A 16,432-nucleotide genomic window follows, 5' to 3' on the forward strand; every position below is an offset into this window, starting at 1 on the left:
ATCCGTAGAGGTCTTCATTGGCTGCGCCAGGAGTGTCCCTAGGTACCGGCACATAAGGAACGTCCCTAACTGCCGGAGGGGGCGTCTGCCACGGCAGACGCCCCCTCCGGATGTGGGAAGTTTGCGCTGCAGGTTACTTGTCGGTGCCCAACTTGTGCGGCTTGAGAGCGAGCGCATTGACGAGCGCGTCGGTGGCAGACTTGACGGCTGCCGGCTGCGGATCGTTGACGTGATCCTCGGGGTGTACGGGCAGGTCCTTCTTGACGGCATCGTGGATCAAGTTGAGGTACTCAGTCACGCCAGTGGTCGATAGGTGCGTGCCATCGCCATCGAACAGGTCGTTGCGGTTAGCGCTGTATCCGTACCAATCGATAACGCGCACGTTCTTGTAGCGCGTAGCGGCGTTGGCGATGGCCTGGTTGGTAGAGCCAACCCACGGCTGCGGGCTGCGCGTGTTCACAAACACCACAATACGCTTATCTCCTGCATCGGCCATGATGGCGTCGATCTGGTCGTCGGTTACCAAGCCGTTGGTGCCCAGTGCAAAGACCACGATCTTGCCGGCAAGGTTCTGCTGGATATAGCCCTCAAATGTCGCACGGCCCGCATCGAACTGGCGGCCCTTTTCGGCATCGATATGGCTGTGCGGGAACACACCGTCAAAGGCGTCCACGGCACGCAGCGACACGGAGTCACCGATCATCAACAGGTCGTAGGAGCCGTCGGGGAAGCCGTCGTTGTCCTTATCGGTGTCGTCGGCCGCTTGCTGGTCTTTCGGTGCGGTGTTTTTGGCTTCCTTGTTCAGAACCTCGGCGCCCTCGCCGCTCAGCGCAGACGTCTCGGGCACAAAGATCAGGCCGCCCAGTGCAACGACCAACACGACAGCGCAGGCTGCGCAGGCAGGGACGTGCGCGCGCACCCAGTTGGCGGGCGTGGTGGTGCCATCGCGGAACTCGGATACGGTGCGGCCGAAGGCGCCCTTCCTAAACGGCGTCTCGATAAAGCGATATGAGCATTCGGCCACGGCGACCACCAACAGCACCTGCAAAATGTACTGCCACCACGGTGTATCGTTGATGTTGGCGACCGGGTTCATGAGCAACAGCAGGGGATAGTGCCACAGGTAGATGCTGTACGAGCGCTTGCCAACCCACACGAGCGGCTCGGCGGACAGCGCGCGGGCAACCATTCCCTGGGGCTGCACGCAGGCCGCGATGACCATGAGCGTGAGGATCGAGCACAGCAGTGTGCCTCCGCGATACTGGAAGGCAGTGTAGCCGTTGGTGAGCGCGACCATGGCGGCAAGGCCAACCAGACCCACGACGCCCAACACATCGATGGATGCGGGCGAGGACCAAAAACGCACGAGGGCGCTCGGCTGTGCCGGGGCGGTCTCGGCTGCTTCGTCGGCCTTCTCGCCAGGCTTGCCCTCGGCGTTCTTGCCGTGCTTGGCGGCGCCAGCTAGGCGATTGAGCCCCAAACGACGAGCGAGACGCACCGGCGCCAGGTCGCGATCGGGGATAAAGGCCATCCAGGCACCCAGCAGCAGCGAGAACACACGGGTGTCGGTGCCGTAGTACACGCGGCTGGGGTCGGCGGCGGGGTTATAGAGCACCATCATGGCGATGGCGGAGACAGCAGCCAAGCCCAGAACCACGCGGCGCGTGTTGGGCTTGCTCACATGCATGGATACCATGGCAAACAGCAGTGGCGGCCAAATCAGGTAGAACTGTTCCTCGATGGCAAGCGACCAAAAGTGCGTGAGCGGCGAGGGGTCGCCCAGAGCATTGAAGTACGAGACGTTTTGGGCAATCTGCCACCAGTTGTTGAAGAACAGCAGCGACGGCAGGATGTCGGGGCGCATCTTGGTGAGCATCACGTGGTTAAAGATAGTGCACAGCGCGCAGGTTACAAACACTACCGTTACCACGGCGGGGACCAGGCGACGGATGCGGCGAATCCAGAAGCTCTTGAGGTCGATGCGTCCGGTCTTAGCGACTTCGTTGAGTAGCAGGCGTGTGATCAGATAGCCCGAAAGCACAAAGAAGATCGTGACGCCGAGCAGACCGCCCTGCGCCCACGTGAGGTTGAGGTGATAGAGCACCACCGCGACGACGGCAAGCGTGCGCAGGCCGTCAAGGGCAGGGATGTAGCGGGACTTGGGGCGAGCAGGCGTCTGCTCCGCGGCGGGAGTGTTGGCGCGGCCCGCGTTGTTGGCAGAAGCGCGATGGGGACTCGTGGTGCGTCGCGGCTCGTTGGCACGGCGTTCGCTCTTCACGCGTTCGTGCGGCGCCGGCTCGTTGCCCGTGCGGCGTCGACCGCGCGAGCCCGATTGCGAGAATTGTTCCATAAAACATCATCCAATGACGAGAATAATCAGCACGTATTCATTGTAGCTGCCTGCTCCTGTGAATGCTTGCTGCTGGCGCAACCTCAAGGGTGCGTTCACATCAAAGTGAACTAAAGTTATAGAGGTGCGAAGGCGCGCAATCGACGGTCGACGGTGGGTGCAAAGCCCGCAGATGAGGAGGTTTCCATGGCAGATCGCGGCATCGTTGCGGTGTTCGGCAGCATGAACATGGACCTTTCGGTGGCGTGCGAGCGCATACCGCGCGCGGGCGAGACCGTCGGCGGCAGCGGGTTTATCACCAACGCCGGCGGCAAGGGCGCCAATCAGGCCGTAGCTGCCGCGCGTATGGGCGCGTGCACGCACATGATCGGCGCGGTCGGTCGCGACGCGTTCGGCGCGTCGCTCGTGGTGGGGCTCCAAGACGCCGGCGTGGACTGTGACTTTGTAGTGCATCGCGATGACGTGGAGACGGGAACGGCGACCATCATTCGCTGCGAGGGCGACAACCGCATCGTACTGTCACCGGGCGCCAACCATGCGCTTGCGGGCGCGGACGTTGCCTGCGCGCTGAGGCGTCTGGTGGCTCATGAGCTCGACGGCGACGCCAGCGAGATTGCCCCGGCTGCCGGAAGCGTCTTTATCGCCCAGGGCGAATGTGACCTTGCAGCGACGGCCGAGGCGCTTGTTTGCGCTCACGAGCTGGGGTTCTATACGGTCTTTAATCCAGCGCCCGCCTGCGAGCTGCCTGCGGAGGTCTGGCCTGCGGTCGACTTGGTCTGCCCCAACGAGACCGAGTGCCAGGTGCTGACGGGCATTCTGCCCACGGATGACGCGAGTTGCGTCACCGCGCTCAATGCGCTGCTCGACAAGGGTGCCGGAGCTGCGGTCATCACGTTGGGCGGTGCCGGCTCGGTTACGCTCGGCGATGGCGGTGAGCTGCTGCGCATGCCGGCACTTTCGAGTACGGTAGTCGATACCACGGCCGCCGGCGATACGTTTATTGGCGCGTTGGCGGCGGCTCGCCTAGAGGGCTTGCCGCTCTTTGAGTGCATGGCCGCGGGTGCTCGCGCCTCGGCATGACGGTGTCGCGCCTGGGCGCTCAGCAATCGATTCCCACGCGCGCCGAAGTTGAACATTGGTTTGGTTAAACGATAAAGACGGAGAAGCGGAGTAGAACATTGGCAATCAAGAAGCTGATCCTTGATCTGGATATGGGTGTTGACGATGCGATGGCGCTGGCCTATGCCATCGCGAGCCCCGAGGTGGAGCTCGTGGGCATCACCACGTGCTTTGGTAACGTGCGCGTCGAGCAATCGGCGCACAATTGCCTGGCGGTGCTCGATCTGCTGGGTCGCCCCGAGGTTCCGGTGTACCTGGGTGCCGACCGTCCTCTGCAAGCGACTGAGCCCTATACGCCGCCGGCGTCCACCGCGCTCATTCACGGCAAGAACGGCATCGGCGGCGCGAGCGTGCCCGCGTCGCCCTACGAGCCGGTGGGGGCGACCTCGGCCGACGGCAACGCTGCGGTCGATTATCTGATCGATGCCGCGCGCACCTATGGTCCCGATCTGGTCTACGTAGCGACTGGCCCGCTCTCCAACCTGGCGCTCGCCCTGGAGCGCGATGCGGCGGCGATGATGTCCATCGGCCGCGTGGTCGTGATGGGCGGCGCCCTTACCGTGCCCGGCAACGTGAGCGCGGGCGCCGAGGCCAATATGGCGAGCGACCCCGAGGCAGCCGACGCGGTGCTGCGCTCGGGCCGTAAGCTCACCATGGTGGGTCTGGACGTGACGCATCGCGTGGTGCTCACACGCCGCGACATTGCCGGCTGGACGGGCTCGGGCACCATGGCGGGCTGCGCATTTGCGAGCATGGTCGAGCACTACATTGGCTCGTACGAGATGAACGCACCCTACCTGGGTGGTTGCGCGCTGCACGATCCGCTGGCCGTTGCCGTGGCGATCGACCCCACGCTCGTAGGTGCGCTCGGCTGCAACCTGCGTGTTGATCTGCTGGGCGAGTACCGCGGTCGCACCATCTGCGATGAGCGTCGCCTGTCCGATCCGGACAAGAGCGCGCTTGTGGCACTGACCTTGGATGCTCCGCGCTTCCTGTCCGAGTTCAAGACGCGTATGGCCCGTGTCCTTGGCTAAGTTGTCTTTTTGGGACGGGGCTTTTTGACTGGTATGATTGGTGCGACCAATCGAACCAGCTAAAAGAGCCCCGTCCCAATTTGACTATCGAGAGGATCTGCCATGGAGCGCATCGCCAGCTTTTCCGTTGATCATCTGCTGCTTGAGCCCGGCGTGTATGTGAGCCGCATCGACCGCAATCCGGCGACCGGTGCCGCCGTCACCACGTTTGACCTGCGCCTGACCACGCCCAACAAGGAGCCGGTCATGAACACGGCCGAGTGCCACACCATCGAGCACCTGGGCGCGACGTTCCTTCGCAATCATGCCGAGTGGTCGAGCCGCATTGTCTACTTTGGCCCCATGGGCTGCCGCACGGGCTTTTACCTGGTTGTCTTTGGCGAGCTGACGAGCGAGAAGGTCTTGCCGCTCGTCCGCGAGCTGTTTGAGTTTGTCGCCGGCTTCGAGGGCGATGTCCCCGGTGCCGCTCCCGGGGAGTGCGGTAACTACCTGGACCAGAACCTCCCCATGGCCAACTGGCTTGCGCGCCGCTACCTCGACCGCGACCTGGCCGATATCGACGAGAAGCATCTGCACTATCAGCAGGCGTAAGAGCTTTATCGCCCAAAACGCGCGCATTGGGCGTCTTCGCTTATGCGGGGGTGCCTTTTTGCTGAGTGGTCGGGACGAGTGTTTAAAATCGCTTATGTTTGTTCTAGAATGTTCATACTGTCACATAAACGAACAGGAGCGAACATGCATATCTACTCTGTCAACGATCCCGAGTTCAAGTCCTATGGCAACGTTTGGGATAACGTTCCGTCCGAGCTTACGTCGCCCGTGCTCGAGGCGCTCTCTGCCACGCCCATTCCCGAGGGCAGCAAGTACGTTGCAAGTGCGCCGGAGCTCGAGGACGTCAAGGATGCCGACAAGCTTGGCTTTCTCATGTTTGGTGGCCGTCCCTTCCAGCTCGGCTGGTGCAACGGCTACAATACGCGTCTCAACTGCCTGGAGTATCACCGCGCGAGCGAATTCAACCTGGGCGCTCGCGACTTTATCCTGCTCGTGGCGCATCGCTGGGAGATCGAGGACGGCAAGCTCGACACCGCGTGCGTCAAGGCGTTTCGCGTGCCGGCGGGTACGGTCGTCGAAGTCTTCAACACCACGCTCCACTACACGCCGTGCATGGTCGACGACGGTGGCTTCCAGGTGATGGTGGCGCTGCCCGCCGGCACCAACGGCCCGCGCCCCGAGGTCGCGGCCGACATGCCTGCGGCCGGCGACAGCTACTGCTACTGGAAGGCCGACAAGTGGGTCCTCTGCCATGCTGACAGCCCCAAGGCAGCCGAAGGCGGCTACGTAGGCCTCATCGGCAAAAATCTCGACATCACCGTGGACTAGCGCATCGCCCCAAACCACCACAAAGGTGCCTGTCTCCTTTGCGGTGGTTTGGGGCGGGCGGATATCGGGAAGTGCCAGACGGGGGAGGCTGCCGGGCGCCTTGCCGTCTGCGGATTTTGGGACATGTGGCCCGCTTTTTGAGCCTGCCTGTCGGTACACTAAAAGCACTATGGGTACCCGCGAGCGACATATCGGCCACGCGGCCGCCCGATCCGCACCCGTGGCGGATCCCAGGGGCGGCAGGCTCTTCGCCATGCCGCGATTCCTTGTTGGCATAACACATCAGGCGTACCGTCGCCGCGTCTTCGCTATCGCCGGCGCCATCACCGCACTGTTCCTCATGCTTTTGGCAGTCTTGCCGGCGCTGTTCGCCTTCGACCCCAAACTTTCTAACGCCGTGCCCGCCTATAGCGAGGTGTCCGAAGAGGTCGTGGATGCGCTCGTCCATTCGAGCTCTCTGCCGTTGCTTGTTGCCGCAATTGCATTTTCGATCTGGGGCGTATCGGTCTATCTGCGCTGTTTGGACTATGTGTTGCGCCGCCGCCTTGTTGCCATCGCCACCATCTGCGCCCTGTGGATGATCGAAGTCATTCTCAAGTACAAGTCGTTCACGCCGTTCTATGCCACCGTGCTGTGGTACCTGTACTACGTGCCCATGACGCTCATTCCGCTGCTCTACCAGTTGTGTGGTTTGCGCCTTGCGGGTCTGGAGCAACACCGCCTGGGTCGCCGCTACTGCGCTGCGCTGTGGATTGTGGCCATCCTGCTTATCGGATTTGTGCTCACCAACGATTTTCACCAGCAGGTCTTCCGCTTTGACCGTACAAGCGACACCTGGAGCAACGATTACACGTACGGCTGGGGTTATTTCGCCGTCTTAGTGTGGACGGCCTTTAACTTTGTGGCCTTTTTTATCCTGGTGGGCCGGTCCTCGTCCTTTCGCATCCAACGTTTCTCGGGCACGGCGGCGCTCGTGCTGCTGGGCGGCGCGTTCTTTGCCATCTCATATGCGTTGCGCGTGCCCTGGGCATGGAGGCTCAACTTCTCGCTCATCTATTGCGTCTTGTGTGTGGTGGCGATGGAAATCTGTCTCGATTGCGGTGTCATTCCGTCATATCACGACATCGCCGGCATCTTCGACACCTTGCCGCTTGACCTCAAAGTTCTAACGCGCGACCTGCAGGAAGTCTATGCCACGCCGGTGTCGAAGCCAATGCCGGCGGGCGTGTGCGAAGAGCTGCGAGCCCAGGAACACGAGCATGCCCATGCCTTTGCCGTGGAGTCCGATCCCGATGTAATGTACCGTGCCTTCCCACTGCTGGGCGGATCGGCCCTGCTTGCCCAAGACGTGTCGGAGCTCAACGAGCTTAACCGTGAACTGGCACATCGTCGCATGGAGTTGCAGCGTCAAAACGAGCTGCTCGCCGCCGACTACGACCTTAAGACGCATTTGGCAGATCAAGAGGCCGAGACCTTGCTGGTCCAAGACGTGGATCAAGCGCTTGCCCGCGCGCTCGAAGGGATGTACGACCTGCTGAGCTCGCTGCCGCCGTTGACCGACGAAGCGTCTTCGCACGAGCGCTACCGCATGCTGCAGCGCGCCAAGATGCTCGTCGCCTATTGCAAGCGCAAGGGGTCGCTCACGTTGGCACAGCACGGGGAGAGCGGTTTTGATCGCGACCGCATTCAACTCATTGCCAACGAGCTCGCAAGCGACCTGCGCACCATCGATATCGATTGCGCCTCGATTATCGCCATACGGCGCCCGATGCACGCCAGTACGGTAAGCGCCCTGTACGACTGCGTGTATGACTTTGCGTTTTTTGCCTACACCACCGACCATCCGGCGCTTATGTATCACTTGGGCGATCATGACCGATGCAGTGTCGAGCTGCGTGCCGCGCTTTTTTCCAACGATGATGCAGATCTTTCGCAGACGCCCGCTGCGCAAGAGCTCGAAAGCGCTCTGCAAGGGCGCAACGTGGCATACCGCCTTGAGGGCGAGCCCGGCCAGCTGCGCATGATCGTCTTGATGCCGAGGGCGGGTGAGTGACGATGCAGATTTCGCTCATTCTTCCCCAAATCGTTGCGCTCGATGTTGTCTTTGCCCTGGCTGCGTGTCTGCAGACGATCCACGTCCCGCTCATCGCATCGCGCCGCTCGTCCTATAACCGTAAGGTGATTTGTGCCTACGAGGCGAGCCTTGTGCTTCACCTAATTATTTCGGCGCTCATCTTGTTCGCGTCGTCTGGCTCATATCTGGTGGCGCCGCTTGACGTTTGCGCCAGGGCAATGGGCGGAGCGTTGTGGCTCAATGCCGTGATCTTTGCCTACGGCATGGTGCTTATGGTGCACTATCGTCGCCCCGTCATGCTGGCCGAACTGTTGCTCGTTGCCGCCGTGACACCGCCGGTGGTGCTTGCCATGGGCTCGGCGTGGACCACGGTCCTTATCGCAGAGGGAGCGTTTTTCCTGTTCCGCTCCATTGCGGCGCTCTTGATGGATGTCCGCAACCGCCAGGAGGATATCACCGCGTTCTCGACGATCGAAACCATCAACGTGATTCCCGTGGGCATCCTGTATCTGGACCCGAGGGGCCGCCCGCTGCTCATGAACCGCTGCATGCGAAAAAACCTGGTGGAGCTTCATATGCCCACCGACCTAGGCGATATGAGCGGTACATGGAACGACCTGCGCAAACTCAGCATGCAAATGCCCGAAAGCAGCCAGAACCGCGTGCGGATTAATCTGGACCGCTTTGGTGAGGCGCGGGCGGTGGTCGAGGTTTCTCCCGCCGAGATTCGCTTGTTTGTGCACGATGACGTTATGGTTTCGGGCCGCCTCTTCGAGCGCATTATCGGCCTGGATGTAACAGAGTATGCGCATGCTCATGATCGCCTGGCGCAAGCCAACCACCTGCTTGAGCTTGCGGGCCAAGAGCTCCAAGCCCAGATCGAAGAAGTCAAAAAAGTTGCTGACAATGCGGCCTATCTGCGTATGCGCGCTCGCGTGCACGACGTGATCGGGCAGCGCCTGTCCATCCTCCATCGTTATCTGGAGGAGGGGCGCCTGGATGACGAGTCACTCGAGCAGATCGACCCGCTGCTGCGCTCAATCGCTGCCGATCTACGCAGCGGGGGCGACACCGAACCGGCAGAGCAACTGGGAGATATCGTCCATGCCTTTGGCCTGGTGAGTGTGCAGATCGATGTTGAGGGTGCGCTGCCTGAGGACGCGCGTGTCGCCGCCGCATTTTTGCAGATTATCCGCGAGGCCTCGACCAATGCCACCAAGCATGCACAGGCGCATCGGGTCCACGTGCGTCTGTGGCAAGAGACGTCGGAAGACGGTGCTGTTGCGCGGATGACCGTTTCTAACGACGGCGCGCCTGCACCCGTATCGTATCGCGAGGGAACGGGTATCCCAGGTATGAGGCATGTCGCACAGAATCTGGGCGGCAGCCTGGAAGTCCACACCGCCCCGCCCTTCACGCTTACGGTGTCCATCCCGCTCGCCTCCAACGCCACGGTCCAAAGGAGAAGTTCATGATCCGCGTCCTTATAGTCGAAGACCAGGCCATCCTGCGCGAGAGCCTGGCGCGCTCCGTTGGCGACCAGCCCGATATGACCGTTGTTTCCGCCATTGCCGATGCTTCCGAGGCCTTGGGTGTCGCGCTCAAGGAGCGCCCGGACATGATACTGATGGACGTATGTACCGAGCATGATTCCAACGGCATCGTGGCGGCGGCGCGCATCAAAGAACAACTGCCCGAGTGCCGCGTCATTATCATGACGGGTATGCCCGAAATCACCTTTGTGGACCAGGCGCGCGAGGCGGGCGTCGACAGCTTTGTGTACAAGAACGTCGGTATCGACGAGCTATTCGCCGTGATGCGCTCCACGCTGGCGGGTTACTGCACGTTTCCCAAGCCGCCCGAGAGCATCTTCTCGGGCACGGCGGCCCTCGACGATGTCGAGCTGTCGATCTTGCGCCTTGCCTGCGAGGGTAAAAGCCGCCGCGAGATCGCGGCCGAGCTGTTTATGAGCGAGGGCACCATCAAACGCCGCATCTCGGAGATTCTCAATAAGACCGGCTACGACAACATCATGCGCTTGGCCGTGCGCGCAGTAACGGAGGGCAGCATCGTTCCCAACATGGAGCGCTAGCGCTCGTTACGCATCGGCATAAAGCGGCGGGGCCGCAGGATCAACTCCTGCGGTCCCGCCTGGTGTGCGTGGATGTGTCCGCCAATCCGCGGCCGTCGATGTCTGCCGCTACGCGATGGTTGCGCTGTAGGAGGCGACGTCCTCGTAGGAATCGGTCAGGTAGGCGTCGATGCCGATGGTCGTATTGACCAGGTCGTCAAGGCTGTCAAGCTCGCCGCTCGAGAACGTGAATTCCTCGGTGGCGCTGGTGCCGGGCATCAGGTTAGCCGAGAACCAGGGTTCCTTCATAGTGCCGTTGACGTTGGTCTTGCCGGAAGGAGCGTAGAAGGTCAGGTCCTTGTCGCTCTTGTTGGTGATGTTGACGACAAAGCCGATGTCGCCCCAGTCGTCCTTGAACTTCTCGGTGATGGTGATGGTGCACAGATCGTCATCGGCGACGGTGACGGCGGGGGAGATTTCAACACTCTGGACGTCGTCGTCTTCGACAGCCTCATCGACCTCTTCTTCCTTCTCGGCCGCCTCGCGATCCTTCTTCACCGTGCCGGACAGATCCTTGTCGGACTTGGTGAAGATAAGCTTGTCGCCTTCCACCTCCAGGACGAGCTTGTCGTCCTTGAGCTTCAGGTCGTGCGACTCATCTTCGGCGGTGATCGTTACGGTGGTGGCGTCCTTGGCTTCCCATTTCAGGTCGGCGACCTCAAGGAACATATCGAGGACGCCTGTGCCGTCCTCGTCGAGGATCAGGACGCAGTTGAGGCCCCACTCCTTGAGCATATCCATGTACTCATCGGTGAGCTCTTCGCCATCCAAGGTTCCACCCGAGTACTGCCAGCTGCCGACGAAGTTGGCCTTGGGGTCCTTGCCGCCGCCGCTGCAGCCCGTCAGGGCAAAGGCGAGCGCCAGGACGCATGTCAGAAATGCGAGTACGGACTTTTTGAACGTTGTCTTCATGGTGTCCTCCTTCATCGAACGAAACCCATAGAAGCAAATGCGGGGGTGGCGGATCCCCCGCCAATTACCAGATAGAGGGGCTAGGGCCGGGGCGTTCCGCAGTTGCTGCAGAACTTGCCGCCGTTTTCGCTGCCGCAGTTGGGGCAGAACCACTTTGCCGGTGCCGGGGCGGGTGCGGGACTGCCGCACTCGGAGCAGAACTTGCCGGTGTTGGTGGCGCCGCAGCTGCAAGTCCACGTGCCGGCCGCAGGTGCGGCGGCGGGAGCCGGTGCGGGGGCGGGAGCCGGAGCCGGCTGCGGGGCGGCCTGCTGCTGTGCCTGGCCGGCGGCGAACAGCTGGCTGGCATTCATGCCGCCCATGCCACCTGCCATGCCCATGCCCATAAAGCCGGCCATTGCGCCGTTGGGGTTAGCGGCCGCCGCGCGCATCGCGTCGCTCTGGGCGCTGGCGATGTTGGCTGCTGCCATGGTGGGATCGCGCATGACCGCGGCCTTCTGCAGGTCCTTGATCATCTGCTCGTCTTCTTGCGAGGCGGCGATGGAGTTGACGCCAAAGCTCACGATCTCGACACCACGCAGGTCGCGCCAGTCGGCCGAGAGGACCTCGTTGAGCGCGCGGGCGAGCTCGGTGGTGTGGCCGGGGATGGCACTGTAGCGGATGCCCATCTCCGAGATCTTGGCAAAGGCGGGCTGCAGGGCGGTGAGCAGCTCGGACTTAAGCTGGCTGTCGATCTTGTCGCGCGTATAGCTATCGGTCACGTTGCCGCATACGTTGGTGTAGAACAGCAGCGGGTTGGTGATGCGGTACGAATACTCGCCGTTGCAGCGCACGGAGATGTCGACGTCCAGGCCAATGTTGTTATCGACCACGCGGAAGGGCACGGGCGAGGCGGTGCCGTACTTGTTGCCGATGATCTCCTTGGTGTTGATGAAGTAGACGCGCTGGTCCTTGCCCGCGTCGCCGCCAAAGGTAAAGCGGCTGCCGATATTGGCGAAGGTCTCCTTGATGGAGTCGCCCAGGTTGCCGCTAAAGACGCTCGGCTCGCTGCCGGTATCGAAGACGAACTCACCGGGCTCCAGCGCGACTTCGATGATCTTGCCGTTTTGCACCACGAGCATGCCCTGGCCGTCGTTGACGGCGATGACCGAGCCGTTGGAGATGACGTTGTCCTCGCCGCGCGTGTTGGAGCTGCGGCCACTGGTGCGTTTGCTGCCCTTGCAGGCCAAGACGTCAGCAGGCATCGATTCGCAATAGATAAATTCCTTCCACTGGTCGGCCATGACGCCGCCGGCAGCTCCCAATCCAGCTTTCAAGAGTCCCATGGTAATCTTCCTTTCTCGTCAAAGGCCGGGTGGTATTGGTTGGATTGCTTAGTCGTCCTTGTCGTCTTTCATGACAACGGTGGTCTCGGTGTGGCTGAAGGTGTCGTGCTTCTCGGTCAGGTCGAGCTCGCCGCAGTACTCGTCGGCGTGGGTGGCCTCGTTGGCCGTCTTGAGCTGGCCTACCAGTAGCACGTCTCCGATAATCACGATGATCAGCGGCGCGATGACGTTGATGAGGATGCCCTCGATATCAAAGGTGAGGTAATCTGGATCGAAGGCGTATTCCCCCATAAAGAGAATCTGGGAGAGGATAAATCCGATCACAAAGAACAGCACCGAGGCGATGGCGAGCTTGGGCTTGGAGCAGGGGAGCTCGCCGACCAAACGGCCGGTCTGGCCGTTCATGGCAAACAGGTAGCTCTTGCCGTTCCACGAGGTGGAGAGCATCCAGACGGGGAACAGGGCGTAGTCGCTGTCTTCCCAGGTGTAGTCGAGCTGCTTGCTTTCGACCGTGGCATCGTCGTATTCGTCGACGACGGTCTCGCGCAGGGCCGAGATCGTGCTTTCTTCCATACGGCGCTCGGCGCGCGCCTTGCAGGTCTCGCAGTCCTCGTCGTAACGGTTGGCGATGTAGCCGGGCATATAGGCGACCGAGAACGGACGCAGCGCGTCGTAGTCAAACGGCTCGATGGCATCCATGTGGCCGTCGGGCATCTTGGACGATCCGTCGACGGGCACGCGCTTAAACGAGATATTGCCCTTGCGATAGGCATCGTAGTGGTCGGTGGTCGTGACGGTGCGGTCGGATTCCTCGGTCACGGTCTCGTTGGTCGCGTCAAAGTGCACTTCGCCGTCAACGCGGGCACCGTAGAGCCAAAACGGCACGTAGACACCTTGGACCTCGTCGATGTGGTTGCCGGTGACAAAGCTCTTGGGCAGCAAGATCTTGCCCTTGTAGTGTTCCTTGAGTGCGGCCGTGACGTCATCGCGCCCGAGCTTAAATGGAATCACCAGGTCGGGCGAGAAGTCGCCCGAGAGCTGACCGGGTGCCACGGCGGGGTTGCCGCAGTACGGGCAGGTGGTAACGGCGACGGTACCGTCCGAGATTAGCTCGGCGCCGCACGACGAGCAGATATAGCCGGCGTTTTGGGCGAGTTCCTGCACCGCAGTGTCGACGGCGGGCTTGGGTGCCGCTGCTGCGGCGTCGGCTTTGGCGTCTGCCTTGTCCTGGCGCTCGCGATAGAGGGCTTCGACTTCTTCGACTTCAAAACGCGAGTCGCAGTAGTCACAGACGAGCTTTTGCTCGGCACTGGCAAAGTGAAGGGGGCCGCCACACGCGGGGCACTGATAGTTGACGCTCTCGAAGGCCATGATCGGTCCTTTCGTTGCCGGAGGCTATGCGCCGATGGCGCCGCCGCAGTATTCGCAGCGCCCGCTGGCATCGGGAATGGTGGTGGCTCCGCAGAAGGGGCAGGTCACCGCGGTCTTGGGAGCCTTGGCGGCCACGACGCTGTCGCGCGTTTCCTGGCGCAGCTGCACCAGGGCGTCGCGGACTTCGGTTGCCTGGCGCTTGGCCTCGCGGTACTCGATGGAGCCGCGCTGCTCGATGGTGGAGTCGTTCACGCGCAGGTTGATCTCGGTAAAATATGGCGTGTTGACGTGGATGGTCAGGTTAAAGTCGTAATCCAGGTCGTAACGCGGCGGATTGTAGCTCTCGCGTTCGCCATCTTTTGTCTCGCGATAGATCTCGGCGCGGTGCTCGTCGATATCCATATCGCAACCGAGTACCTGCGAGAACTCGATGATATCGGGATTGGCGTCGCGCCAGCGGCTCTGCGAGGTAATGATCAGCAGGCCCGCGTCTTCGTCGAGCATGATGTTGGTGCGCCCGGCAGAGAGCGTGCGCGTGGGGTTGAACGAGGCCAGGCGCTCGGCATTGGCCTCGCGGTAGGCGAGCTGCTCGCGGATGTCGTCCGCGGTGCTGGAGCGATAGCCGTGGAAGTAGGGAGAGAGCTTGCCGGCGCATTCTTTGCACAGGTAGCCTTCGTTGATTTTGGTCTTTCCCAAAAGTCCCAGCTCGGTACCGCAAATCGCGCACTCTTTCTTCTCGAACATCTTGTCAAAGAAGCCCATAGCTGCCTCCCATCAACTGGTAGCGTGTGTCACTTTTGATGATGGGGGAGTGCGCGATCCTTCGCGATACCCAGACGGCTCAAGGAGTCTCCACAGCTGGGACACATGGCCCATTTTTGACTAGTCGTTGGGGACGTTCTTAAACGAATAGTCGCGGGGGACACTCTTTGGGCACTCATTGGGGACGTACTTAAATGAGTGGCAGTTGGAGACACTCCTTGCCGAGCTAGAGGCCGCGCGTGTCCCTTCTGGTCCATGAGGCTCAAAATCGCGGCGTGATGTGGACGACTGGGGCCGAATTAGCAGCATTTCGAGTCTGACTTTGATATCGAGATTGGTTCTTTATTAAAATAGAATTCCAGACAATTGAGCGGCCGGGGGGTTAACCATGAGGGGCATGGGAGACACAACCGCATATTTGCGTCGGGGCATTCGGGAGATTATATGCCTGGCGCTGTTCTTCTTCACGTTTTTGACGTGCGAGTATCTCTTTGATGTTCGCATAGCCGAGTTCGTGCCATCGAGTGAGGTCGTCATCTACGAGAGCATCGTTGTCGGCGCGAGCGTGATTGGCTTTTTCGTGCGCCCATTTCTGTACTATCGCCGTCCCCAGACGATCGATGCGACGAGCGATATTACAGGCGTGCTGTTGGTATCGGCGTTGCTGCTGATGATTATGGCAGTGCGGTTTGAGGTGCTAATTGCCGGCGGCCTGGTGGCGTGCTGTGCGCTGGGCTATTGCGGATCGACCGCCCATGCCAATCTTGCGCGGCGTTTTGCGCAGACGCCCTGCCTGGCGCGCGCCGTGGCGGTTTCCTATGCTGCGGGCATTTTGGTGCAGGTGCTCAATCATATGGTGGTGCCTGCGGGCATTCCCCAGAAGTCTGTTCTCATTGCCTGCGCGATTGCGCTGGTGGGGCTGCTTCACAGTGCCCGTCGCGCTAAATTGCGTGATGAGCCTGCGTCCGAGTTCGAGGTCGAGATTGCCGAGCTATCGGTCGATGCGTTGGAGCGTGGCGCCAGGTGGCACGATAACCCCGAGGCAAAGGCGGCCTTTCAGGGTGCCGTGGTGCGTCTGACGGTGGCGACCGCTTGCCTCACCGGCGTGTTCGCGGCCCTCAATGCCGGCCTTACGACCTCGCATGCTGCTGGCGCTATCGATCTGGGCGACTGGCCGCGCTTGCTGCTGGTTGTGAGCGCCCTTGCCGCCGGCGTCCTGTATGACCTGCGTGGGCGTTCGTATATGAATATCATCATGACGTGCGCCGCCATGCTGTCCACGCTCTCGTTCTTTGTGCTTATCACCGATGGCAACGGTGGTAACACGCTTGCCGCCACGATTATCTTTTACCTTGGCACGGGCTTTTTCGTGGTGTTCTTCACCGCGAAGTTAGCCGCGATTTCGATGTATGCCCGCTGGGCGTATCTATGGCCGTGCATGGGCCGTGTTATCAACAACGTTTGCTCGATACTCGTGACGGCTCCGGCGGTGGCGATTGTCTCGAGTCAAAACGTGCTGGCGGCAGTGAGCGTCGTGCTCGTGCTGTTTGTCGGCATCGCGATTTCGCTGTTGGGACAGTTTGGGCAAGACGGCGAGCGCGAGGCGACGCATGGCGGGCTGGCGTTTGCCACCGACGATCTTGGCGTGAGCTGTGAGCCCGGCCAGGCCGACACGGTGCCCCTGGAGGCGCCGGAGCTTTCGTTTGACGATCGGTTCGATGGCTTCGTTGCCGCCTTTGGGCTCACCAAGCGCGAGCGCGATGTTCTGGAGGCACTGGTCGTTTCGGACGACAGCGTGCAGGACGTGGCGGCGGCACTCTTCCTTTCGCGCTCCACGCTCTATCGCCACATCGCTTCGATCAATAAAAAGACCGGTGTCTCCTCGCGCGTAGCCCTCATCAACTTCTTCTGGTCCTGGACACCCCAAGACTAGCTAACCACCACAAAGGGGACAGTGAACTGCGCCCCGAAACTGAC

13 protein-coding genes are annotated in these 16,432 nt (G+C 61.3%); 8 read left to right on the forward strand and 5 right to left on the reverse strand.

Annotation, left to right across the window (positions count from 1 at the left end; translation table 11 throughout):
* Positions 1-133 precede the first annotated feature (133 nt).
* On the reverse strand, positions 134-2,350 hold the full coding sequence (locus AAAX36_RS06505; RefSeq protein WP_349074735.1) for an acyltransferase family protein: 2,217 nt from the start codon (positions 2,348-2,350) through the stop codon (positions 134-136).
* Between the two features lie 186 nt (positions 2,351-2,536).
* Here AAAX36_RS06505 and AAAX36_RS06510 point away from each other — a divergent pair, with 186 nt between their 5' ends.
* The 7 genes from AAAX36_RS06510 to AAAX36_RS06540 all read left to right on the forward strand — a co-directional run bounded on the left by AAAX36_RS06510 (position 2,537) and on the right by AAAX36_RS06540 (position 10,049).
* Positions 2,537-3,430, forward strand: a complete 894-nt coding sequence (locus AAAX36_RS06510) for a ribokinase (RefSeq protein WP_349074737.1) — start codon at positions 2,537-2,539, stop codon at positions 3,428-3,430.
* A gap of 98 nt (positions 3,431-3,528) precedes the next feature.
* Complete coding sequence (locus tag AAAX36_RS06515) at positions 3,529-4,503, forward strand: nucleoside hydrolase (RefSeq protein ID WP_349074740.1); 975 nt, start codon at positions 3,529-3,531, stop codon at positions 4,501-4,503.
* A 102-nt stretch (positions 4,504-4,605) separates the two neighbouring features.
* Positions 4,606-5,094 (forward strand): S-ribosylhomocysteine lyase, encoded by a 489-nt coding sequence (locus AAAX36_RS06520; protein ID WP_349074743.1) that lies wholly within the window; start codon positions 4,606-4,608, stop codon positions 5,092-5,094.
* Positions 5,095-5,238: 144 nt separating this feature from the next.
* Positions 5,239-5,883 (forward strand): DUF4867 family protein, encoded by a 645-nt coding sequence (locus AAAX36_RS06525; RefSeq protein WP_349074746.1) that lies wholly within the window; start codon positions 5,239-5,241, stop codon positions 5,881-5,883.
* A 253-nt stretch (positions 5,884-6,136) separates the two neighbouring features.
* Positions 6,137-7,936 carry a histidine kinase N-terminal 7TM domain-containing protein gene (locus AAAX36_RS06530; RefSeq protein WP_195445921.1) on the forward strand — a complete coding sequence of 600 codons (1,800 nt, stop codon included), beginning with the start codon at positions 6,137-6,139 and terminating at the stop codon, positions 7,934-7,936.
* Positions 7,937-7,938: 2 nt separating this feature from the next.
* Complete coding sequence (locus AAAX36_RS06535; RefSeq protein WP_349074748.1) at positions 7,939-9,432, forward strand: ATP-binding protein; 1,494 nt, start codon at positions 7,939-7,941, stop codon at positions 9,430-9,432.
* Positions 9,429-10,049 carry a response regulator transcription factor gene (locus AAAX36_RS06540; RefSeq protein ID WP_006236292.1) on the forward strand — a complete coding sequence of 207 codons (621 nt, stop codon included), beginning with the start codon at positions 9,429-9,431 and terminating at the stop codon, positions 10,047-10,049. The genes AAAX36_RS06535 and AAAX36_RS06540 overlap by 4 nt, the downstream gene beginning before the upstream one ends.
* A gap of 108 nt (positions 10,050-10,157) precedes the next feature.
* On the opposite strand, the gene AAAX36_RS06545 is transcribed toward AAAX36_RS06540, so the two are convergent.
* The 4 genes from AAAX36_RS06545 to AAAX36_RS06560 form a co-directional block, all read right to left on the reverse strand.
* Complete coding sequence (locus AAAX36_RS06545) at positions 10,158-11,000, reverse strand: hypothetical protein (protein WP_050766192.1); 843 nt, start codon at positions 10,998-11,000, stop codon at positions 10,158-10,160.
* Between the two features lie 80 nt (positions 11,001-11,080).
* A complete protein-coding gene (locus tag AAAX36_RS06550; RefSeq protein WP_349074750.1) occupies positions 11,081-12,322 on the reverse strand; it encodes an SPFH domain-containing protein in 1,242 nt (413 codons plus the stop codon).
* Between the two features lie 48 nt (positions 12,323-12,370).
* Complete coding sequence (locus AAAX36_RS06555; RefSeq protein ID WP_349074751.1) at positions 12,371-13,693, reverse strand: hypothetical protein; 1,323 nt, start codon at positions 13,691-13,693, stop codon at positions 12,371-12,373.
* A gap of 24 nt (positions 13,694-13,717) precedes the next feature.
* Complete coding sequence (locus AAAX36_RS06560; protein WP_349074752.1) at positions 13,718-14,455, reverse strand: DUF4428 domain-containing protein; 738 nt, start codon at positions 14,453-14,455, stop codon at positions 13,718-13,720.
* A 397-nt stretch (positions 14,456-14,852) separates the two neighbouring features.
* On the opposite strand from AAAX36_RS06560, the gene AAAX36_RS06565 reads away from it, so the two are divergent.
* A complete protein-coding gene (locus tag AAAX36_RS06565) occupies positions 14,853-16,388 on the forward strand; it encodes a helix-turn-helix transcriptional regulator (protein ID WP_349074754.1) in 1,536 nt (511 codons plus the stop codon).
* Positions 16,389-16,432 lie beyond the last annotated feature (44 nt).

This window comes from Collinsella sp. CLA-ER-H10 (genome assembly GCF_040092475.1).
Taxonomy (GTDB): Bacteria; Actinomycetota; Coriobacteriia; order Coriobacteriales; family Coriobacteriaceae; genus Collinsella.